Genomic DNA, 18,917 nt, shown 5'->3' with positions numbered 1-18,917 from the left:
GTACTGCATAGTTGCGATGTCGGCGGGTACTGCACTGTGTTGGACGTCGACTCAGGGCGTGCGGAATCCGCTGAACGTCACCTGTCGTCGAGTCCGGTATCCGAGGCGTTCGTACACCCCGATGGCCCGATCGTTGGACTCCGCCACGTGCAGGAACGGTGAGTCTCCCCGCGCGGTGATGCGTGCGCCGAGTTCAGTCACCAGATGCGCCGCATACCCGCGGCCACGCATCGCGGGGACGGTGCAGACCGCACTGATCTCCGTCCACCCCGGCGGACTCAGTCGCTCACCGGCCATCGCCACCAGGCTGCCGTCGACGACCACGCCCAGGTACGTCCCCATCTCGATGGTCCGCTGTCCGAATGGGCCCGGGCCCGTCCGCTCGATCAGGTCGAGCATGGCGGGAACGTCCGCGGACGTCAGCTGCACGACGTCCGGTCCGTCCGCTGCCGGGCTCGCGTAGCCGACGCCATCGTGGATCATCTGTCGACCCGGCAACGTGAACACCGGCTCCCACCCCGCCGGCGGTTCCAGCGGTGAGCTGAACATGTCGGCGAACCCGCCCGGACCCAGCACCTCGGCAAGGTCCGACCACGGGGCGCCGTCGTCGAGCGCACAGAATGTCGCGACACCGGCCGCATACGTCGCCGCGCCACCGACACGTCGACCGAGGTGCGCATGGCGACCGCGCAACGAACTACCTACCGGATCGTCGAGCGCAGCATCGGTCATAGGTGGATTATGGACCGACGAACAATCACTCCGGCCGGCTGCCCCGCGCCCGAAACCCCTACTTCCGCCAGAAAAGGTGGTGGACGATGCCACTGGCGCTGGGGACAACCTCGTGCTCGAAGCGATCGTTCAGTTCCTCGGGCGACTCCCACAGCGTCAGGCCCGGCGCGAGGTCGATGGGCGCGACGGCGATGTGCATCGTGTCGACGAGGTCGGCGTCGAGGAACTCACGGATGGAGGTCACGCCGCCACCGAGGCGCACATCGCGACCGTCGGCGGCTGCCTTCGCCCGGGCGAGCACCTCGGACGGTTCGGCATCGATGAAGTGGAACGTGGTGTCGGACAGTGTGATCGACGGCCGTTCGTGGTGAGTCAGCACGAAGACCGGAGTGTGGAACGGCGGCTCGTCTCCCCACCAGCCTTCCCATTCGAGGTTCTCCCACGGTCCGCGCTGAGGACCGAACTTGTTCCTCCCCATGATCTCTGCGCCGATGTTGTTGGAGAAGTCGCGCGCGAAGTAGTCGTCGAGGCCGCGGGTACCGCCCGGCTCGGTCCTGTTGGGCCAACTCGCGGTGGCACCGCACCACGACATCAGCGTCGAGTGGTCGAGCCCGAACGGACTCTCGAAGCTCTGATCGACGCCGGCCGCGACCCCGTCACGCGAAATGGTGAAGTTCTGGACTCGTAGCAGCTGTGTCATGTGGCTCCGCCCTCGACGACACCGGACACCGTCGTCCTGTGCGTCAGGAGAGACTAGCCGTCCGGGAATCATCGAGGGCAGAGATACCAGCCGACCGTTACGACACCTCGGCGGCAGATTTCGGTGCGTTCTCGGACCCGTGCACCGCCATGTACCCGAGTGCGCCGACGAGCCCACCGATCAGCGGGAAGACGATGAAGACCCAGAGTTGCGTCACAGCGTCACCTCCCGCGAACAGAGCAGGCCCGATGGAACGCGCGGGATTGACCGATGTCGAGTCCACTCCGATAGCGAGGAGGTGAACGAACGCCAAGGTCAACCCGATCGGAACTCCGGCTGCAGCAACGGGATTGCGTCCGGTGACGGCCAGGACGACGAGGACGAGAATCGCGGTGGCAACTACCTCGACGAGCGCGACAGACAGTAACGAGTAGCTGCCGGCAGAGGCGTCGCCGTATCCGTTCGCACCGAGGCCGTCCACGGACCGGTCGTATCCGGGCCGACCGGACGCCATCGCGAACACCACGAGCGCACCGATCGCTCCACCGACTACCTGCGCCGCGACGTACCCGGCTGCGCGTGCGGCCGTCATCCGGCGCGTGATCAGGAATCCGAGCGTGACGGCCGGGTTGATGTGGCAGCCCGACACCGGGCCCAGAACGAACACCATCGCGAGAAGGGTCAGCCCGAAAGCCAGCGCGATCCCGGTCGTGCCGACGTCGTCGCCCGCCAACACTGCAGTACCCACACCGCCGATCACGAGAATCGCTGTGCCGATCGCTTCCGCGACGTACACGGTCCATCTGGTCATCGTCGTCCCCCCTTCGCGCTGCGACGCTCGTCGAGCTTGCGCTTGGCATATCCCCAGGTAACGCGGCCGAGCCCCTCGAAGAGTCGACTCGACAGGCTCCTGCGCCGGCTCACGACGCTGCCTCGAATGCTGTGGAACGTGGTGTCATGTCTGTGTCCTTCCATGTCGAAGAGGCCCGTTGTCAACGGGCAGCGATGTAGTTCGGGATCAGGCGAGGGCGGAGTTCGGTGCCAGATGAACGTCGTGCACGACGATGTCGACCGGCACGCACCGGAGACCGGTCATGGCGTGCACCGCGCTGGTGACGTTCCGGCGCACGTCGGCAGCCAGATCTGCGATCGCAGTTCCGTAGTCGGCGACGAGGTCGATGCGTACCGACGCGCGGTCGTCGTCTACCCGGGCCGCAACACCCTGTGACGGTGCGGATTTCACGCCGGGAACGTTCTCGCGAAGAGCACCGACGGCGCGAGTAGCACCGTCACCCGTGGCGTACACACCCGGCACTTCGCGTGTCGCGATCCCGGTCACCGTGGCCACGACCTTCGGCGCGATCACAGTTCGTCCCGTCCTTACGGGTTGCTGTTCGATCGCCTGATCACTGGGTGCGACCGACGTCTTCACGGCGGGATCGGTCGCGGTGCGCGGGGCGTTCACTCATGTCCTTTCGTCGTGGTCGAACAACTGTGTCGACCGGTTACGACTACTGAGTCGCGTTCGCGAGCGGAAAGCGCACGTCCCGATTCGAGTGACGCGCATCACACAGGTTTGCCGGACAGCCTGGTCGGGCATCTCGAATGGACGTGAAGTAGTTGCTTCATCAAGCACCGGGGGGTGTGTCGACCCCGATGGGGTTTCGGGGGGAAGCAATGCTCAGTCGTCCATCGATGGCGCCCGACCCCGGAAGTCCCGGCGTTGCCGGCGCCACGAAACCCGGGGACACACGCCTCCGACACCCTGACGGCACCGCGGCGATCCGCGCCGAACTGGCCGAGCTGCCGGATCGGGCACTCGCCGCGGCGGCGGCCGTCGGCGACCGGTTCGCGTTCGAGGAAATCGCGCGGCGGTTCGGACCGGACATGTTGCGCTACGCGACTCATCTACTGTCCGACCGCGGTGCGGCCGAGGACATCGTGCAGGATTCCCTCGTCGACGCATGGAGAGGAATTCGCACGTTCCGTGCGGAATCCAGCGTGCGCACATGGCTGTTCAGCGTCGTCTCGCACAAGGTGATAGATCACCGGCGCAGACGCAGCGTGGCCCCCGTCGAAGATTGGGTCTTCGAACGGCCCAGCCTGGACCCGAAAGACGATCCGTCGTCGGCCGCGTCCGAGGCGAGCTTCCTGTCGGCGCTCGATGTCGCGCTCGCTGGGCTACCGTACCGACAGCGGGCGTGCTGGTTGCTTCGTGAAGTCGAAGGCATGAAGCATGCAGACATCGGAACAGTGATGTCCCTGTCACCCGGTGCCGTTCGCGGCCACCTCACCCGCGCCCGCGCGACACTCGGCGAACGATTGGAGACATGGAAATGACGTCGGGCGACCATGCTCCGATTCTTCGACACGCGGCGGAGGCCCTGCAGGACTCCCCTGTCCGCGGATGGGTCGACATCAGTGCGTCCGCCATCTCCCGCATACGAGCCGTGGGAATCCGAACATGGCCGCTCGACGCCCGCTACCCCGGTGACAACGCCCCCGCTTACGACACGCTGCGCATCAGCGACGCCATCGTCCGAGTGGCGCTTCGACGGGCCGTTGCAGAGGTTCCAGGAGCGGAACCGTCCGACATCTCGCTCTATACCGACGGGCACGTGTGCACCGGTGCACGTATCACCGTGATCGCCGCCTACGACTCGGATCTGGCCGACGTCGGCGCGCAGGTGTCGACGCGTGCGGCCGCCGCGTTGACCGACATCCTGGGATTTCCGTTCGTTTCCCAAGACGTCGACGTACTGGTCGTCGACGTGGACGGCCCTGCCTGATCACCTCAGGTGGAGCGGCGCTGACGTAAACCTGTCACGATCGCGGTGACCACCAGAATCAGCCCGATGAACTGCAACCCCGGTGAGTCGTCGGCGCCGCCGAGGACGATGGCCGCGATGCCGAGCAGACTCAGAAGGACCACGCCCACCCATCCACGCACGCTGCACTCCTTCGGTCACCGCGATCCTGCCGTCGTCGACACCGTACCTGCGGCGCCGCACACATGACGTTTGTCATCGATCGTCCATGACGATGTCATTCTCTTCGATGAATCCTCGCACTGCCGGAATCGTTGTCCTGGTTGAAAACTGATGGACATGAAGCAACCGGACGAAGGAAACCTGTTCACGGACCTGATGGAATTCGGTCCTGCCCCGACCATGTCGCGAGAAGTCGTCGTGGATGTCATTTCTCTGGCGATCGTTGCCGCGCTGTTCGCCGTCCTCGGCGTGACAGTGCCGACGCTGGTCGCCGCTGCGGTGATCGTGATCTTCCTCGGCATCCGATTCGTCGTGGGCCGTAGCCAGTGGAGGGAACGCTCGTGACAGTCATCGACGTGGTGGGAATGAGTAGACGTTACGGATCCGGGAAGAACGCGTTCGACGCCGTCAAGAATCTAGATCTGCAGGTCGAGGAGGGCGAGCTGTTCGGACTTCTAGGCACCAACGGCGCCGGCAAGACGTCGACGCTCGAGGTGATCCAGGGTCTGTCGCGGCCGAGTGAAGGATCCGTGCGCATCCTCGGATTCGACCCGGTGTCCGAACGGCGTTCGGTGCGGCCCTCCCTCGGCATCATGCTGCAGAAGGGTGGACTCCCGCAGGACCTGACGGTCGCCGAAAGCCTGCGGATGTGGGCCGGCACCTGCAGTTCCCCGTCGCCCGTCCCCGATGTGCTCGAAAGGGTCGATCTGGCGGACAAGCTCGACACTCGGGTGAAGGTTCTGTCCGGTGGCGAGCAGCGGCGCCTGGACCTGGCGTGCGCGATCATCGGTCGTCCTCGCGTCCTGTTCCTGGACGAGCCGACTACCGGTCTCGATCCCGAGAGCAGGCGGAACACCTGGAAGCTGATCCAGGAATTGAAGGACTCGGGAGTGACGATCATGCTCACCACTCACTATCTCGACGAGGCGGAGTCGTTGTGCGACCGCCTGGCAATCATGCACCGCGGCAGTGTTGTTCGTAGGGGCACCGTCGACGAGGTCGTCGCCGATCATCCCGCAAGGATCGAGCTGAAGGATCCACGGGTCGCGCTCCCCCAGCTGCTTGGATCCGACGTCGAACTCCGCGGGGACACCGTCACGATCACGACGTCGTCCGTGCAGGAAACTCTCACAGACCTGCTGAACTGGGCCCGCGACTCCGGCATCACCCTCCACGGGCTCGATGCTCGCGCCGCGTCCTTGGAAGCCGTCTTCTTGTCCATCGCAGACCGACTCGACAACCCCGAGGTGATCGACGCATGAGTACTCTCACAGCACTGTCGCGAGCCGAGTTCACGCTGCTCGGACGCAATCGCGTTCTCCTGTTCAATGCGCTCGTCATGCCGCTGGTCATTCCGATCGCACTCCTGCTCGTCGCCGGGCGCGACGGTGGCCTCACCGACGCCGGCGTGTCTGCGGCCCTGGAAACATTCGCCCTCTTCCTGCTGGTGTTCCTCGTCTACTACAACCTTCTGTCGGTCTACGCGACGAGACGGGACGAGTTGGTGTTGAAGCGCTTGCGGACCGGAGAAAGCAGCGATCAGCAGATCCTGCTCGGCCCAGCCGTTCCATCCCTGCTGCTCACCGTCGTGCTCGGCGTGATCGTCGGCGCGGTCGTGACCGCCCTCGGCGGCGGCGCCCCCGTCAATGCTGTGCTCGTTGCCGTCGCCCTGCTGGGAGGAGCGGTCCTCTTCGCCGCGTTGGCTCTGATCACGTCCGCGTTCACCCGAACTGCGGAAGCAGCTCAGATCACCAGCCTGCCGATCATTCTGCTGGCGATGCTCGGATCCTCGTTGCTGCGCGACGTCGTGCCGGAGTCGCTCGCGGACGTCGTGGCTCTGACACCGATGGCGGCGGTCGCCGACCTGCTGAACCTGGGATGGTTCGGCACCACCTCTGCCGGCGACGTATCGATCGGACTGACGTCGACGTTCGTGGAGGCCGGCCGGCCGGCTCTGGTCATGGCTGCCTGGATCGTCGGAAGCCTGCTGATCGCTCGCACCCACTTCCGGTGGGAACCGCGCTCGTGATCGCCGGTCTGTAAGGCTGAGAGCATGAGAGTGCGTGCCTACCTGGATCCGACACTGGGCTGGCGTCACAGCAGTGACGTCGACAAGGTCCGGCTGTACACACGCCAGTCGGGTCAATTGATCGTCGTGGCGATCGTGATCGCGTCGGTCGTTCTGTCCGTGCAGCAGAGCGACACGATCACCCTCGCTGCAACCGTGACGTGCGGTGTGGCGTCGCTGGTTCTGTTGCATCGGATCCCCGCTCTGGGTGGCGTGTCCGACGGCGGCCTCCGTATTCCTGCCACGATTCTGGCGGCGTCGGCCACGGTGTCCGTTGTGGCCGGTGAGCCGAAGACGGTGGTGTGGACGGCGTTCATCGTGACGACACCGGTTGCCGCGCTCATCGACTTCCGCTGGAGCCTGGGGCTGTCGGCAGTGGCGACCGCCCTCGCTGCTGCACTGGGGTTCGGGCCGGCTTTGTCCGTCGCGCTCGGTCTCTGCATCGCTCTGATGGCGGCCACGATACGGCTGTCGATGTGGTTGCTACGTATCGTCACCGAGCTCGATGCGACTCGTGACGCGGCCGCAGCACTGTCGGTGGCCGAGGAACGACTGCGCTTCTCCCGCGATCTGCACGACGTGGTCGGGCGCGCTCTGTCGGCCATCGCGGTCAAGAGTGAACTGGCGGCCACCCTCGCGCGCCGAGGCGATGACCGGGCAGCCACACAGATGGACGAGGTTCGCGATCTGGCTCGTCGATCGATGACAGATGCGCGCGAGCTGGTGCGGGGCTACAGATTCGTCGACGTCGCGACCGAACTGCGAGGGGCGACGTCACTGCTGTCTGCTGCCGACATTCGAACGGACTTCACCGGGAACGTCGACGACGTGTCTTCGGTCGCCGCCGAACAAGCTGCCTGGGCGATCCGGGAGGGAGTGACCAACATTCTTCGGCACTCGACCGCGACCTACTGCCGCATCGAGCTCGACAGCACCCGCATCCGCATCACGAACGACAAGCCGCACACCGGGAACGTGTCGAGCGGCGGGACAGGCCTGCGTGGTCTGCGTGAGCGCCTCGACAAGGCCGGTGGCACGCTGACAGTCGACGCGAGGTCCGACACCTTCGCGCTGACAGTCCGATTCGCATCAGAAGAGGGTTCGCGATGATCAGAGTCCTGATGGCCGACGACGAGAACCTGATCCGAGTCGCCCTGGCCACGATGCTCGATCTGGAGGACGACATCGAGGTAGTCGGACACGCCGATTCCGGCGAGGCGGCAGTCGTCGAGGCTGCCCGCACGACGCCGGATATCGCCGTTCTCGATCTTCAACTCGGCGGAATCGACGGGATCGAGACAGCGCAGCGGATCACCGCTGCCCTCCCGACATGTCGGACCATCATCGTCACCAGCCACGGGCGGCCCGGTTACCTCAAGAAGGCTCTCGAATCGGGAGTGGGCGGATTCCTCCCCAAAACCACCTCCGCCGCGACCCTGGCCGAGGTGGTTCGCACCGTGCACGGCGGCGGACGCTACGTCGACCCGACCCTGGCAGCGGAGGCGATCGGCGCCGGGGATTCACCGTTGACGCCCCGTGAGGCGGACGTTCTCGAATTCGCCGCCGACGGCGCAAGTATTGCGGAGATCGCGAATCGAGCTCACCTTTCGCAGGGAACGACGCGCAACTACCTCTCGGCCGCGGCGGCGAAACTCGGCGCCGCCAACCGACATGAAGCGTGTGCGGTGGCGCGGCGTCACGGTTGGATCTGACGACGAGCGTCAGCCCGCGCTGATGGCGTCTTTGCCGACCATTGCCGATTCGACGAGGTTGTTCTTGTCCAGCGCCGACCCTGAGCGCACGGCGTCTACCCACCGTTCCGTTGTCGCCACTGCGGCGAAATTCGAGTGCAGCAGTGTCATCAGCGTCGTGTGGAGGATTTCGGCCGACACGGTTCCCGCCGCGTTGGACAGATTGATGGCACCGGACGCGTCGGACAGGATCTCCGCTGCGAATCCGAGGCCCTCGGCTTCGACGGCCGTCGCAAGATCGCAATTGTTGGTCATGAAGCCGACGATTGTCACGGTGTCGACCTCGAGCGCGCGGAGCTGTTCTGCCACGTCGGTTCCGGCGAACACGCTCCCGAAACTCTTGGTCACTCGCGTCGTTGCCGACGGCAGAGCGGCGACGACCTCGGGGTGCAGATCGAACCCGTCTGTTCCGTCCACGAAGACGGGAGCGCCCTCGGGCATGGAGTGCTGCACTGCGATCACGGGTAGACCGGCGGCGTCGGCTACCTGAATCGCCGTGATCACGTTGGACAGCGACTCGGCGCGCGGCGGGTACGCGATTTCGAGGGGACCCGAGAAGTATTCCTGTTGGATGTCGACGACGATGAGTGCGCGGCGCGGTGCCATGGTGTGTCCTCTTTCTCGTGTGCGATCCGCCGGGACGGCGGCCGACCACCTCAGTGTTCGCCCGCCGGCGGATCTTCGACAGTGGCACACATGCACGGTTACGATGGATTCGGGCCAAACCAGGGAGAGCTGTGCGCATTGCCATCTACGCATTCGACGACATCACCATGTTCCATCTCGCCGCACCGTTGATGGTGTTCGGCGAGGTCCAGCGCCTCGGTCTGGCCACCGACTGGGAGACACGAGTGTGGTCGGACACCGAGGGAAGTATCCGTACATCCGAGGGATACTCACTCGGCGACATCGCCGGCCCGGAGACCGCGGAATGGGCGGACATCGTGATCGTCCCGTCCTGGCACGTGTCCCTCGATTCCTTCGGAACTGTCGTCAGAACTGCTGTGCTGAAAGCTCATTCACGAGGCGCAGCGATTGTCGGGCTGTGCCTGGGGGCGTTCGCGGTAGCTGACGCGAACCTCTTGGGAGGACGGTCGGCAGTGACCCACTGGGCGGCACTGTCCGAGCTCGCAGAGCGTAACGGCGGAAGTTCGGTCGACGCGTCCGTGCTCTACATCGACCACGACGACGTCATGACGTCGGCAGGTACCGTGTCGTCGATCGACGCCTGCCTGCACATCGTCCGCAAGCATCTGGGCACGTCAGCAGCCACCCGCGTCGCCCGGCAGCTGGTCGTCGCGCCCCATCGAGAGGGCGGCCAGGCGCAGTACATCGAGAGACCACTGGCCGACCGTGCCACCGACACCACCATCGCCGACATCCAGGAATGGATACTGGCTCACCTCGACCAGGATCTGTCCGTAGACGATGTCGCACGACATGCGCGGATGAGCCGACGGAGCTTCGTGCGACATTTCAAGCTCTTCACCGGGACGACGCCGGCGCGGTGGATTCTGGAACGACGGTTGGACGAGGCGCGACGACTGCTCGAGACGACTGACTGGCCGATCGACGCCGTTGCCACTGCGTGCGGATTCGGTAGCGATGTGACTCTGCGCCAACGGTTCGCGGCGATGTTCTCGACGACTCCGTCCGAGTACCGACGACATTTCGCGGCGCGCGCTCCGGCGTGACCGATGGGTCACGCCGGAGCCGACCTCAGTTCGTACCCCAGAATTCGTCCTCGGCGCTGCCGTCCGAGGAGAACAGGTACACGTCGACGATCTTCCCGTTCACGACGGTCAGGAGATCGAGGCCCGACATATCCATCGATGCGTGCTGCAGTCGACCCGTGAACCGCACCGGCACAGCGACATTGTTGCCGTTGACCATCATCGGGCCCTCCACGGTCAGTCCGAACGTTCCTTGACTGGTCGTCATCATGGCGCTCAGCAGTGCGCCGACACCGCCTACACCTCGGTGTTCGCCCGAGAACTGATTCGCGCCCGGCTGATGCCAGACGACGTCGTCGTCGATAAGACCCATCAGGGTCGACATGTCGCCGGTACTCAGAGCGTCGAAGTATCGGGTGGCGACATCGAGAGCGGTGGACTCGGTCATGGTGGCAGCTCCTTCGGAGTGGGGACATCAACGCGCCGAGAGTGACAGCCACTAGCCTCTAACCTCAACGTAACTGTCGATGACCTGGGGGGACGATGACAACGCCGGTATGGAATGTTCTGTTGGAAGACTGTCCGTCGCGCACGTCGCTGGCCAGAATCGCCAACAAGTGGACGGCGATGATCGTTATCGCCCTCGGAGACGACCGAGTGCGGTTCGGCGAACTCCGAACGCAGGTCGGGGGTATCAGCGCGAAGGTCCTCGCCGACACGCTGCGGGACCTGGAACGAGATGGCATCGTCGCCCGACACGCCTACGACCAGATGCCGCCGAAGGTGGAGTACGAGCTGACCGACCTCGGCCGGACTCTGCACGATCCGTTGCAGGCCCTCCGAACCTGGGCCGAGGCTCATTACGCTCAGGTGAGTCGAGCACGAGAAATGTACGACAGGGAGAAGTCGAGCTGACCTGAGCAGGCCGATGATCGATCAGTACTTCCGACCGATCGGTACGCTGACGCTCATGATCGTCTTGGCGATGCTCATCGCGGCTGCGGCCCTGCGGATCTGGACCGACGCGCTGGGCCCGACACCGAGTTTCGTCGTGACGGCCATCATCGTGGTGATGGTTCTCTACGTGCCGAGCGCGGTGATCACCGCGATCCACAATCGTCGATACGACGGGCACGCACTCGAACGATGACCGGCATCATCACGCAGATTCGCGCACGGGCCAGCCGATCTCGCTCACCAGGTCCTCCCCGCCGTGCACACCGGCAAGGTACCGCTCTCTGACCGGACCGGCGACACCGATGTTGCGGGACGAAACGTATTCGCCCAGAGCCGCGTACGTCTCGTCGATGCGTGCGTCCGGTCCTCGATGAACTGCTACGGCGTAGCGGGCTTCGGCGTACGGCACCACGTCCAGTCCTTGCCGGGCTGCGCCCACGGGGTCGACCGGGTACCACAGCGATGCGGTTCCCTTCTCGTCCGAGAAGAGTTCCATGTCGAAGTCGGCACCGAGAACGCCCACCGCGTCGACATGGAACTCGCGTAGACGGGATGTCAGGGTGTCGCGAGCGTCGTTCCACCACGGTGCGATCGCCGACAAGGTAACCGTGTCGGTGACGACAGTCGCGACGAACGCTGTCTCCGTGCGCATCTCGATGACAGGATCGATCGGCGTCGTCATCATCGATCGGAGCGCCTCGACGGCCTCGCGGGTGTACGTGAGCCTGTCCTCCAGGCGCTGGAAATGCTCTGTGAGGACCCGATGTCGGCTCACCTCGTCGTCGGCCGTGAAGTACGACGCGACGTCCGCAATCGGCATGTCCAGATCGCGTAACCGTCGTATCGTGCGGGCTCGGCCGACCTGCGAGATGTCGTAGTAGCGATATCCGGTGAACGCGTCCGTCTCTGCAGGCATCAACAGTCCGACGTCTTGATAGAGCCGCAACGCTTTCCGAGTAAGCCGCGTCATCGTCGAGAACTCACCGATGGTCACCCTCGTCGCCACTGGAACAGTCTCTCATCCACCGATACGCAGACCCGTGATCGACGAACCGTCGAGTTCGAACCGATACACCAGGTCGGCCACCCCGCCCGGGAAGTTTCCGGCAATACGGACCGATACGCGATAGTTCGAGGCATCGACGAACTCCGAGCCCGTCACGGTGGTGGTGTAGGTGTAGCGCCCGGCGACCGTGTCGCGCCAGCGTCGGACCTGGTCGTGTCCGCGGTAGGTATGGCCTTCGTCGGTCACGCCGGCGTCCGGCGCGAAGCAGTCGACGAGCGCATCGATGTCGTCGACATCAGCGGCAGCGAGGTAGCGGGTCACGACGTCCGGAGTTGTGGTTGTCATTACACCAGTCTGAGCCTGGCCCCGAGGTGAAGGTCCAGCCCCGCATCGGTATCTCTTCGCCACTCTCACCATAACTCCGACAGTGGGGCTTGCGGCAAGGGCCCGTGCGCGGTGCACACTCTCCCGATCACACCGTCGATGGAGGGATCGAATGGCAGACATGGCCGATACGCCGGAACGCTTCGTGGTGCATGAATCGGGTGCGTTCTTCCACGGCACCAAGGCCGACCTTCGGGTGGGCGACTTCCTCACAGCCGGCCACCGGTCCAACTACCGGCCCGAGCACATCTCCAATTACGTCTACATGACTATGGTCTTGGACGGAGCGGTCCTCGCAGCCGAGATGGCGGTCGGCGACGGCCGCTGCCGCGTCTATATCGTGCAGCCGCACGGAGATGTCGAGGACGACCCCAACGTCACCGACAAGAAGTTTCCCGGGAATCCCACCAGGTCGTACCGCAGTGCGGAACCGGTGGAGATAGTCGGGGAGATGACCGACTGGGTCGGCCATTCACCGGAATACCTGGACCGTTTCCGCGCAGGCTTGAACGCCTTGCGTGAGCAGGGCCGCGCAGTTCTGTACGACTGATCGCCTCGAGCGTGATTCAGTGGACCCATGACCTGGATCGGTCGAGAGCTGGTTGTCGCGTCCGCACTCGGAGCACTCGCAGGTGCTGCGGTGATGCTGGACAGTGTCGCCAACACGGCGGGTCTGATCCTGGGAGCCGTCGTCGGATCGATCGTCGGCCTCGTCGTCGGATCCGTGGCTGTCTGCGGCGGCAGGTTCGCTATGAAAACGACACTGCACTGGCAGCCCCGGTCGCGCAGCAGCTTCCGACACCGGTTCGCATTCTGGTCGATGATCCCCGTCGTCGGAGCGTGGGCCGTGTTCCTCATCTGGGGCGGCGCGGCGTCATCAACGGTCGCCGACCCCTCGACGCCGAACTACGTGGTGCCTCTCTCGATCATCGGCGCGGTAGGTGCGGTCAGTTACGTTGCCGCCTATATCCTCGCCCCCAGACATCAGGACGTCGCACACCTCGATGCCACCACGGACAACTAGGCCACCGGGAGCGAAGCGTCGTGTCATGGATGGAGAGACATCAGATCCCGCTGTATCTGGTGGCACTTGCGCTGGGAGCGGCGGTCGGGCTCGGTGCGCCGTCCACTGCATCTACCTTCGAACATGCGATCAATCCGGTCCTGATTCTGCTGTTGTATGCGACCTTCCTCGCAGTCCCCTTCGCCGCTATCGGACAATCGTTGCGAGACAGAAGCTTTCTTGCCTGCGTCGTCGCACTGAACTTCGTCGTAGTCCCCCTCGTAGCGTTTGCACTGACCAGATTCGTCGACGGAAACGACGCGGTCGTGGTCGGGTCCCTCCTCGTTCTCCTCGCACCGTGCATCGACTACGTCATCGTCTTCAGCGGGCTCGCCGGTGCGGCATCCGAGCGATTGCTCGCTGCTGCACCACTTCTGATGCTTCTGCAGATGGCTTTCCTGCCACTGTATCTGTGGCTGTTCGTCGGATCGGACGTCGTGTCGGTCATCGACGTCGCCCCCTTCGCCGAAGCCTTCGTGCTGCTCATCGCGCTTCCCCTGGCAGCGGCCGCAACGACCCAGGCTCTCGCGAGGCGCTACCGCTCGGGCGGTGCCGTCATGAAATTCCTGGCGACGTCGATGGTTCCGATCATGATGGCGACCTTGGCCGTCGTCGTGGCCTCGCAGGTCGATACCATTCGTACCGAAGGCATGCGGTCGGTCGCCGCCGTCCCGATCTTCGTCGCTTTTCTCGTCGTCATGGCGTTCGTCGGAAAGTGGTCGGCACACTTCGCCCGACTCGATGTGCCGGCGAGCCGCGCGTTGACCTTCTCCGGTGCCACTCGTAACTCGTTGGTCGTTCTTCCTCTGGCCCTGGCACTCCCCGACAGCCTGTCGCTTGCAGCAGTCGTAGTCGTCACGCAGACGCTCGTCGAACTCATCGGGATGGTCGTCTACGTTCGGGCCATCCCGGCTCTGATCCCGGACCGCAGTACGCCACGACAGGTGCCGGACCACCTCGACACCCCCTGAGACCTGGAGCGCATGCACCGCGCACGGGATCGACCGGAACGGCCGGTGACGCGACACGTGCTAGATGATCGACCCCACGTCGGCGCCGACGATCTTGTCGAGCGCGCGCTCGGCCACCGCGGCGATGGTCATCGACGGATTGCACGCCGCGCAGTTACCGGGGATCAGGGCGCCATCGAGAACGTACAGGCCGCGTTGTCCTTCGACTCGACCCTCCAGGTCGCACACCGTTCCCATGTTGGCTCCGCCGAGCGGATGCCACGTGGAGGGAAACACCGCGTTGGTGTCGACGACGATGCTGTTCGGGCCCGCGATGGCACGCACGCGCGGGTCGATCCGACTCTGGATCGCGGCATCCGCCTCGTGCGGCCACCGTAGGACCGCGTCGTCTCGAGCGCCGTCGTACACAAAGCGTCCGCGGGCGTCGCTGACGCCGTAGCCGACGAGAATCGTGGTGCGAGGGTCGAATCCGATCGGCGGAAACGACGCCTGGATGACGGTCATCGCTCGCGACGGGTCAGCCCAGTCGAGACTTCCGAACACCACCGGACCACCCTGAGCAGGCCCGAAATCTTGGTCGAGCGTGGTCCAGGAGTAGATCCGGTCCGCATTCGATCCCCATCCTTCGCCGAGGGCGTCGGGCATGTCCGGGATCCGCCCGGATGCACCCGCCCGCATCAGCAGGCGCGTCGTGTTCATGCTTCCCGCGGCCATGATCAGGGTCGGCGTCGTCAGGATCTTGTTCTCGAGCACCTTCCCCGTCGTGTCGATGCGATCGACGTATACCGTCCACCGGCCGTCGGGGGCCCTCTCGACGTCCGTGACCTGATGCAGCGTCTGCACGGTCACCAGTCCGGTCGCCTCCGCTTCCGCGATGTAGGTGACATCGACGGAGAACTTCCCGCCGTTGTTGACTCCGATCGCACCGTCACCGTTGGTGTAGGACGGCTTCATCCGACCGCGAAGTTCGTCGAGCGCAAAATTCCAGTCGATCGGCATCGGAATCTTCGACACCGGCAGCCCGAGCCGTCGAGCGTTGTCTCGAAAAGCCCTCGGTGCAGCATAATTGGGACTGTCGATCAGCTCGTCGGGCGCAACCTGCAGATGCAGCATGCGCGCCACCCGCGGATAGTGCACGCGATCGAGCAGCCCCCACTCCAGCTCTGCCGGGAACTGTGTGGCGAACACCGACTCGGCCGGCTGCAGCGTCATCCCCTGATAGACGAGGGATCCACCACCGACACCGGCTGCGCACAGCGCAGTCATGTTCTCCCCCGGTACCGCCTCGACGAGCCCGGTGTAGGCGGGAACATCGATGGGGCGACCGAAGGCGTTCTTGGCGGAGCCGTACCAGAGCAGACGGCCGTCGGGCGACTTCACGTGAGGGAACGTCTCGGCGTTCGGACCCGTCGGCCACCGCAATCCCCGTTCGAGCACCGTCACCGGCACACCCGCCTGAGCCAGACGCAGCGCAGAAACGCCCCCACCGAAGCCCGAGCCGACCACCACGACCCGATGATCTTCGTGGGACAACGGAACCCGTTGCACGCGTGCGCCGATTCCCTGCGCCGCGGCACGTCCGGCGCCCCGACCCGCTACCACCGATCCACCTGCCAGAGCAGCTCCGGTGAGAAACGTACGGCGAGTGAACGGTGTCATGCGGTATTACCCCCGGATCGACGCACACGCTCACCGATGCGTCGAGCACCCCCCGGTGAGCACCGACCTCTGCGGTCGGTACGCAGAATCTGACAGATATGACCCAATGTGTCAAGTATTCCGAGACCCGATGACATCGTGGCTCGTGGCAGAATGTCCTGGTGTCGGCACGAGAGAAGTTGATCGAAGGCACACTCGCGTTGATCGCGACAGGTGGTTTCTCGGCAGTCACCGTCGCGTCCGTAGCCCGCCAGTCCGACGTCTCCCGGCAGACCGTCTACACCCTGTTCGGATCCAAGGAAGCGCTGGTGTCCGAGGCTGTCGGAACCGTTGCCCTCGGCGTCCTCGGTGTCATCTCGGACCACGCGTCGGCGACCGACACCCCCCTGGACTACCTGGTGGAATTCGCGGTGGCGGCTGTCACCGAAGTGCGTCGCGACGCAGTTCTGACCACCCTTCTGTTCGCGAACGAAGGAAACCCGATCTTCATGCGGGAGACAGTACTTCGAGCTACCCCGATAGCTCGTGAGCTGCTGGCACCGATGTTCGACAAATATCCCCAGCTCACCGAGAAGAGCGACCGAGTCGTCGAACTGGTGGTGAGGCTGGGCATCAGCGTCATCATGTTCGACAGCGAGTCCGTGCGTGACGACGAGGGGCTGCGCGCATTCCTGCGGCCACCCCTCGCGTCCGTTCTCTGAACACCCCCGGTCAGCGGCCCGCACCGGCGGGCATACCGCCGCCCGGTCCGCCTGTCGCCGCCTGCTGGATGACGCTGCCGGCGTAGTCGTTCGTGGGGTCACGGTAGATGGTGTGGACGTGTCCCCAGCCCGAGGTCACCACGCCGTCGACGTCCGCACCAGCAGAACCCCGCTGTGCCGCGAACTCCAGGTAGACGTCCGGTCCACTGATCTGGAAGTAGATGCCGTCGCCCTGACTCATGTCGTAGGTCGTCGCCCCCGACCAGTCGACGTAGGTCGTGTCCAACGAGGCTTCGATCTCGGCGAGTTGTGCAGCGTTGGTCTCGTCGTCGGCCATACCCGCCCAGTTCGCGATCACCGCGAGGAGTAGTTGTCGCTGGTCGTCGGTCAACTCCGCGCCGGAAAGGCCGGTGCCGGTGGGGAAGTCACAGGTGCTGCCCGGTGCGCAGACCATGTCGGGAATGCTCTCACCTCGATAGAGCTTCGCCTTCTGGTCCTCGGTCAGACTGTCGTAGAACGCGGAGGCATCGGTGTAGATACCGTCGAACGGTTGCACCGTCGTGCCGTCGGCGGCGGTGTACGCGGCCGGCTGGATCCCCAGATGGGTGGGCGCGAACGTGATCGCGTTCGCTGCGCCGTCCAGCGTGGCGTTGATACCGAGGTGATGCCCTCCGAACTGGATCTCCCACGCCGACGTATCGGACGGGTCACCGAAGAAGGCAATGTAGTACTGCCCCAACGATTCCTCGGTCGACGAACTGTTCTCGTGCAGGTACTCGTCGCCGCCCATGATGCCGGTGACGGTCGCGTAGGCGTCGTCACTGAGCAGCGACTCGAGGACGGCCATGGCGGCGGTCCGCTGCTCGTCGGTGAGGTCGGTCAAGTTCAGCCCCGCACGATCGACGAAGGTGACGGGGAAGTTCGACCAGGAGGTCGTCTTGGTCTCGTCGTCGTAGGCATAGGTGACCTGCTCGCGCTGCTCGTCGGTCAGGGTAGCGAGGAAAGCGTCAGCCGCAGCGGCGCTGTCGGTGATGGTCCCGGTAGTCGTCGTGGCGTCGGTCGTAGAGGCGTCGGACGCCGCAGCGGACCCGTCCACGCTCTGACTGGACGTGACGGTGGACGTAGGAACGGTCGTGGTGTTCGCCGCCTCGGCGGAGCATCCACCGAGCGCGAGACCGCCCGCCAGCAATGCGGAGATGAGGGCGGTGCGGCCGCGGCCCGTTCGAAAGACTCGTCGTGGGGGCGAAGTTTCGTGTGTCATGGGACGAAAACTATGGGGCTTCCCCGGGACCCCGCTGGATGCCCGATGGGTGCCGGCTGTGAGAAATCTTCGCTAGACGAGCTCGGCCGGCAGTTCGACCGGATAGAGACTGAAGGCGCCCGACAACCCCTTCAAGTGGACCTCGCGCGGGGTCCCGAGCGCGATGCCGGGTGACGGCTCCAGCGCTTCGCGGACCTGCTCGCTCACCAGGATCTCGCCGCCGTCGGCCTGACTCGCCACTCTGGCCGCCAGCGCGACGTTGAGCCCGAACAGGTCGTTACCCCGGCGCACCGAACTGCCCGTATGGATACCCATACGTACCCGAATCCCGTTCCAGCGCTCCGGCTTGTCGTTGAGCGCCGCCTGCACCTGCATCCCGCATCGAACTGCTTGGCCTGGGTCCGAGAACGCCATCATGAAGCCGTCTCCCTGATTCTTGACCACGTGCCCGCCATGGGACTCGACCTTCTCGGTGACCAAGCGATTGTGACGCTCGAGCAGCTTCAACCAATCACGATCCCCGAGCTCCTCGTTGCGCGCGGTCGATCCCTCGATGTCGGAGAAGGCGATGACCACCGCACCGGCAGCAGTCATCCGCGCAAGGTCCGGCCGCTCGATTCGCGCCCATCCCGCCAGGTCTTCGACCGAGTTACGCACCGTGACCCCGAAGCCTTTGTGAACCAGCGAGTCCGCCGTGTTGAACGCCGTCTTGATCGCCAGGGGCGCGAGACCCCGGCGGCGGCGACGCGGCGAGTCACTTCTCGCGAGTTCGAGCGCCGCCCGTGTCTTCCTCAGCTTCACCCGTGAGACGACGAGTACGACGACGAGAGCCACGATCAGGGCCAGTTCCACCGACGCCGCGATTATCAACAAGGTCACGCCGCTCATCTTGGCCCCCATTCGACGAGGTCTATCCCCTGACCCGCGTTTCCTATGAAACGCCCCGGCGAGTTCTGTTCGAACGAGTTGCATCACCGGACCGCTCTGTTACCGCTTCTGGG

At 64.8% G+C, this 18,917-nt stretch carries 26 protein-coding genes; 14 read left to right on the top strand and 12 right to left on the bottom strand.

All coding sequences use genetic code 11. The annotated features are described in order from the left end of the window. Positions 1 to 51 precede the first annotated feature (51 nt). The 4 genes from AC0IX4_RS19075 to AC0IX4_RS19060 form a co-directional block, all read right to left on the bottom strand. Positions 52 to 732 (bottom strand): GNAT family N-acetyltransferase, encoded by a 681-nt coding sequence (locus AC0IX4_RS19075; RefSeq protein ID WP_471830487.1) that lies wholly within the window; start codon positions 730 to 732, stop codon positions 52 to 54. A gap of 58 nt (positions 733 to 790) precedes the next feature. Further along, the gene (locus AC0IX4_RS19070) at positions 791 to 1,432 is read right to left on the bottom strand and encodes a dihydrofolate reductase family protein (RefSeq protein WP_471830485.1); all 642 of its coding nucleotides are present in this window, start codon (positions 1,430 to 1,432) and stop codon (positions 791 to 793) included. Positions 1,433 to 1,529: 97 nt separating this feature from the next. Beyond that, positions 1,530 to 2,243 carry an aquaporin gene (locus tag AC0IX4_RS19065; protein WP_042576565.1) on the bottom strand — a complete coding sequence of 238 codons (714 nt, stop codon included), beginning with the start codon at positions 2,241 to 2,243 and terminating at the stop codon, positions 1,530 to 1,532. Between the two features lie 207 nt (positions 2,244 to 2,450). After that, the gene (locus tag AC0IX4_RS19060; protein ID WP_471830483.1) at positions 2,451 to 2,897 is read right to left on the bottom strand and encodes an Asp23/Gls24 family envelope stress response protein; all 447 of its coding nucleotides are present in this window, start codon (positions 2,895 to 2,897) and stop codon (positions 2,451 to 2,453) included. A gap of 230 nt (positions 2,898 to 3,127) precedes the next feature. Between AC0IX4_RS19060 and AC0IX4_RS19055 the strand changes: the two genes are divergently transcribed. After that, positions 3,128 to 3,772, top strand: coding sequence for an RNA polymerase sigma factor (locus AC0IX4_RS19055; protein WP_471830482.1), 645 nt, complete (start codon positions 3,128 to 3,130; stop codon positions 3,770 to 3,772). Further along, entirely contained in the window at positions 3,763 to 4,221 is a 459-nt protein-coding gene (locus AC0IX4_RS19050; protein WP_471830480.1) for a hypothetical protein, read from the top strand. Before AC0IX4_RS19055 ends, AC0IX4_RS19050 begins: the two co-directional genes overlap by 10 nt. 5 nt (positions 4,222 to 4,226) lie before the next feature. Here the strand turns inward: AC0IX4_RS19050 and AC0IX4_RS19045 are convergent, their stop codons facing one another. Then, positions 4,227 to 4,382 carry a hypothetical protein gene (locus tag AC0IX4_RS19045; protein WP_200933498.1) on the bottom strand — a complete coding sequence of 52 codons (156 nt, stop codon included), beginning with the start codon at positions 4,380 to 4,382 and terminating at the stop codon, positions 4,227 to 4,229. Positions 4,383 to 4,539: 157 nt separating this feature from the next. Here AC0IX4_RS19045 and AC0IX4_RS19040 point away from each other — a divergent pair, with 157 nt between their 5' ends. The 5 genes from AC0IX4_RS19040 to AC0IX4_RS19020 are packed head-to-tail and all read left to right on the top strand — an operon-like array spanning position 4,540 to position 8,202. After that, on the top strand, positions 4,540 to 4,767 hold the full coding sequence (locus AC0IX4_RS19040) for a hypothetical protein (protein ID WP_471830478.1): 228 nt from the start codon (positions 4,540 to 4,542) through the stop codon (positions 4,765 to 4,767). Beyond that, on the top strand, positions 4,764 to 5,684 hold the full coding sequence (locus AC0IX4_RS19035) for an ABC transporter ATP-binding protein (RefSeq protein ID WP_471830477.1): 921 nt from the start codon (positions 4,764 to 4,766) through the stop codon (positions 5,682 to 5,684). Before AC0IX4_RS19040 ends, AC0IX4_RS19035 begins: the two co-directional genes overlap by 4 nt. Further along, positions 5,681 to 6,451: an ABC transporter permease gene (locus AC0IX4_RS19030; RefSeq protein WP_471830475.1), complete on the top strand. Its 771-nt coding sequence runs from the start codon at positions 5,681 to 5,683 to the stop codon at positions 6,449 to 6,451. The genes AC0IX4_RS19035 and AC0IX4_RS19030 overlap by 4 nt, the downstream gene beginning before the upstream one ends. A 24-nt stretch (positions 6,452 to 6,475) precedes the next feature. Continuing rightward, complete coding sequence (locus AC0IX4_RS19025) at positions 6,476 to 7,600, top strand: sensor histidine kinase (RefSeq protein WP_471830473.1); 1,125 nt, start codon at positions 6,476 to 6,478, stop codon at positions 7,598 to 7,600. Then, the gene (locus tag AC0IX4_RS19020) at positions 7,597 to 8,202 is read left to right on the top strand and encodes a response regulator (RefSeq protein ID WP_471830472.1); all 606 of its coding nucleotides are present in this window, start codon (positions 7,597 to 7,599) and stop codon (positions 8,200 to 8,202) included. The genes AC0IX4_RS19025 and AC0IX4_RS19020 overlap by 4 nt, the downstream gene beginning before the upstream one ends. Positions 8,203 to 8,211: 9 nt before the next feature. Here AC0IX4_RS19020 and AC0IX4_RS19015 read toward each other — a convergent pair whose 3' ends face one another. Further along, positions 8,212 to 8,847, bottom strand: coding sequence for an isochorismatase family protein (locus AC0IX4_RS19015; protein ID WP_471830470.1), 636 nt, complete (start codon positions 8,845 to 8,847; stop codon positions 8,212 to 8,214). Positions 8,848 to 8,978: 131 nt separating this feature from the next. Here AC0IX4_RS19015 and AC0IX4_RS19010 point away from each other — a divergent pair, with 131 nt between their 5' ends. Then, entirely contained in the window at positions 8,979 to 9,935 is a 957-nt protein-coding gene (locus AC0IX4_RS19010; RefSeq protein WP_471830468.1) for a GlxA family transcriptional regulator, read from the top strand. Between the two features lie 25 nt (positions 9,936 to 9,960). Here the strand turns inward: AC0IX4_RS19010 and AC0IX4_RS19005 are convergent, their stop codons facing one another. Next, positions 9,961 to 10,362: a nuclear transport factor 2 family protein gene (locus tag AC0IX4_RS19005; protein WP_471830466.1), complete on the bottom strand. Its 402-nt coding sequence runs from the start codon at positions 10,360 to 10,362 to the stop codon at positions 9,961 to 9,963. Positions 10,363 to 10,457: 95 nt separating this feature from the next. On the opposite strand from AC0IX4_RS19005, the gene AC0IX4_RS19000 reads away from it, so the two are divergent. Together AC0IX4_RS19000 and AC0IX4_RS18995 are read left to right on the top strand one after the other, a co-directional pair. After that, on the top strand, positions 10,458 to 10,829 hold the full coding sequence (locus tag AC0IX4_RS19000) for a winged helix-turn-helix transcriptional regulator (RefSeq protein ID WP_042576569.1): 372 nt from the start codon (positions 10,458 to 10,460) through the stop codon (positions 10,827 to 10,829). Positions 10,830 to 10,884: 55 nt separating this feature from the next. Then, the gene (locus AC0IX4_RS18995; protein WP_156388412.1) at positions 10,885 to 11,064 is read left to right on the top strand and encodes a hypothetical protein; all 180 of its coding nucleotides are present in this window, start codon (positions 10,885 to 10,887) and stop codon (positions 11,062 to 11,064) included. 9 nt (positions 11,065 to 11,073) lie between these two features. Here the strand turns inward: AC0IX4_RS18995 and AC0IX4_RS18990 are convergent, their stop codons facing one another. Further along, positions 11,074 to 11,877, bottom strand: coding sequence for a MerR family transcriptional regulator (locus tag AC0IX4_RS18990; protein WP_471830464.1), 804 nt, complete (start codon positions 11,875 to 11,877; stop codon positions 11,074 to 11,076). A 12-nt stretch (positions 11,878 to 11,889) separates the two neighbouring features. Further along, on the bottom strand, positions 11,890 to 12,222 hold the full coding sequence (locus AC0IX4_RS18985; protein WP_471830462.1) for a nuclear transport factor 2 family protein: 333 nt from the start codon (positions 12,220 to 12,222) through the stop codon (positions 11,890 to 11,892). Positions 12,223 to 12,382: 160 nt separating this feature from the next. Here AC0IX4_RS18985 and arr point away from each other — a divergent pair, with 160 nt between their 5' ends. Genes arr through AC0IX4_RS18970 form a run of 3 tightly spaced genes read left to right on the top strand, consistent with a single transcriptional unit; the run spans position 12,383 to position 14,295 of the window. Next, positions 12,383 to 12,811, top strand: a complete 429-nt coding sequence (gene arr / locus AC0IX4_RS18980; RefSeq protein WP_471830729.1) for an NAD(+)--rifampin ADP-ribosyltransferase — start codon at positions 12,383 to 12,385, stop codon at positions 12,809 to 12,811. A gap of 27 nt (positions 12,812 to 12,838) precedes the next feature. Continuing rightward, complete coding sequence (locus tag AC0IX4_RS18975; protein ID WP_471830460.1) at positions 12,839 to 13,285, top strand: hypothetical protein; 447 nt, start codon at positions 12,839 to 12,841, stop codon at positions 13,283 to 13,285. A 29-nt stretch (positions 13,286 to 13,314) separates the two neighbouring features. Then, complete coding sequence (locus tag AC0IX4_RS18970) at positions 13,315 to 14,295, top strand: arsenic resistance protein (RefSeq protein WP_471830458.1); 981 nt, start codon at positions 13,315 to 13,317, stop codon at positions 14,293 to 14,295. A 60-nt stretch (positions 14,296 to 14,355) separates the two neighbouring features. Here AC0IX4_RS18970 and AC0IX4_RS18965 read toward each other — a convergent pair whose 3' ends face one another. Next, a complete protein-coding gene (locus tag AC0IX4_RS18965) occupies positions 14,356 to 15,954 on the bottom strand; it encodes a GMC oxidoreductase (protein ID WP_471830456.1) in 1,599 nt (532 codons plus the stop codon). Between the two features lie 161 nt (positions 15,955 to 16,115). Between AC0IX4_RS18965 and AC0IX4_RS18960 the strand changes: the two genes are divergently transcribed. After that, positions 16,116 to 16,655, top strand: a complete 540-nt coding sequence (locus AC0IX4_RS18960; RefSeq protein ID WP_471830454.1) for a TetR/AcrR family transcriptional regulator — start codon at positions 16,116 to 16,118, stop codon at positions 16,653 to 16,655. Positions 16,656 to 16,665: 10 nt separating this feature from the next. On the opposite strand, the gene AC0IX4_RS18955 is transcribed toward AC0IX4_RS18960, so the two are convergent. Continuing rightward, a complete protein-coding gene (locus AC0IX4_RS18955; RefSeq protein ID WP_471830452.1) occupies positions 16,666 to 17,916 on the bottom strand; it encodes a DUF3500 domain-containing protein in 1,251 nt (416 codons plus the stop codon). Positions 17,917 to 17,988: 72 nt separating this feature from the next. After that, on the bottom strand, positions 17,989 to 18,804 hold the full coding sequence (locus tag AC0IX4_RS18950) for an adenylate/guanylate cyclase domain-containing protein (RefSeq protein WP_235579614.1): 816 nt from the start codon (positions 18,802 to 18,804) through the stop codon (positions 17,989 to 17,991). Positions 18,805 to 18,917 lie beyond the last annotated feature (113 nt).

This window comes from Rhodococcus sp. AC861, from assembly GCF_979256035.1.
The sequence above is the reverse complement of the archived record's forward strand: the minus strand, read 5'-3'. Positions and strand labels throughout refer to the sequence as shown.

Coding starts and splice junctions, on each gene's coding strand:
- AC0IX4_RS19075 (WP_471830487.1), bottom strand. CDS start 732: ATGACCGATGCTGCGCTCGACGATCCGGTAGGTAGTTCGTTGCGCGGT.
- AC0IX4_RS19070 (WP_471830485.1), bottom strand. CDS start 1,432: ATGACACAGCTGCTACGAGTCCAGAACTTCACCATTTCGCGTGACGGG.
- AC0IX4_RS19065 (WP_042576565.1), bottom strand. CDS start 2,243: ATGACCAGATGGACCGTGTACGTCGCGGAAGCGATCGGCACAGCGATT.
- AC0IX4_RS19055 (WP_471830482.1), top strand. CDS start 3,128: ATGGCGCCCGACCCCGGAAGTCCCGGCGTTGCCGGCGCCACGAAACCC.
- AC0IX4_RS19050 (WP_471830480.1), top strand. CDS start 3,763: ATGGAAATGACGTCGGGCGACCATGCTCCGATTCTTCGACACGCGGCG.
- AC0IX4_RS19040 (WP_471830478.1), top strand. CDS start 4,540: ATGAAGCAACCGGACGAAGGAAACCTGTTCACGGACCTGATGGAATTC.
- AC0IX4_RS19030 (WP_471830475.1), top strand. CDS start 5,681: ATGAGTACTCTCACAGCACTGTCGCGAGCCGAGTTCACGCTGCTCGGA.
- AC0IX4_RS19025 (WP_471830473.1), top strand. CDS start 6,476: ATGAGAGTGCGTGCCTACCTGGATCCGACACTGGGCTGGCGTCACAGC.
- AC0IX4_RS19020 (WP_471830472.1), top strand. CDS start 7,597: ATGATCAGAGTCCTGATGGCCGACGACGAGAACCTGATCCGAGTCGCC.
- AC0IX4_RS19015 (WP_471830470.1), bottom strand. CDS start 8,847: ATGGCACCGCGCCGCGCACTCATCGTCGTCGACATCCAACAGGAATAC.
- AC0IX4_RS19005 (WP_471830466.1), bottom strand. CDS start 10,362: ATGACCGAGTCCACCGCTCTCGATGTCGCCACCCGATACTTCGACGCT.
- AC0IX4_RS19000 (WP_042576569.1), top strand. CDS start 10,458: ATGACAACGCCGGTATGGAATGTTCTGTTGGAAGACTGTCCGTCGCGC.
- AC0IX4_RS18995 (WP_156388412.1), top strand. CDS start 10,885: ATGATCGTCTTGGCGATGCTCATCGCGGCTGCGGCCCTGCGGATCTGG.
- AC0IX4_RS18985 (WP_471830462.1), bottom strand. CDS start 12,222: ATGACAACCACAACTCCGGACGTCGTGACCCGCTACCTCGCTGCCGCT.
- arr (WP_471830729.1), top strand. CDS start 12,383: ATGGCCGATACGCCGGAACGCTTCGTGGTGCATGAATCGGGTGCGTTC.
- AC0IX4_RS18975 (WP_471830460.1), top strand. CDS start 12,839: ATGACCTGGATCGGTCGAGAGCTGGTTGTCGCGTCCGCACTCGGAGCA.
- AC0IX4_RS18970 (WP_471830458.1), top strand. CDS start 13,315: ATGGAGAGACATCAGATCCCGCTGTATCTGGTGGCACTTGCGCTGGGA.
- AC0IX4_RS18965 (WP_471830456.1), bottom strand. CDS start 15,954: ATGACACCGTTCACTCGCCGTACGTTTCTCACCGGAGCTGCTCTGGCA.
- AC0IX4_RS18955 (WP_471830452.1), bottom strand. CDS start 17,916: ATGACACACGAAACTTCGCCCCCACGACGAGTCTTTCGAACGGGCCGC.
- AC0IX4_RS18950 (WP_235579614.1), bottom strand. CDS start 18,804: ATGAGCGGCGTGACCTTGTTGATAATCGCGGCGTCGGTGGAACTGGCC.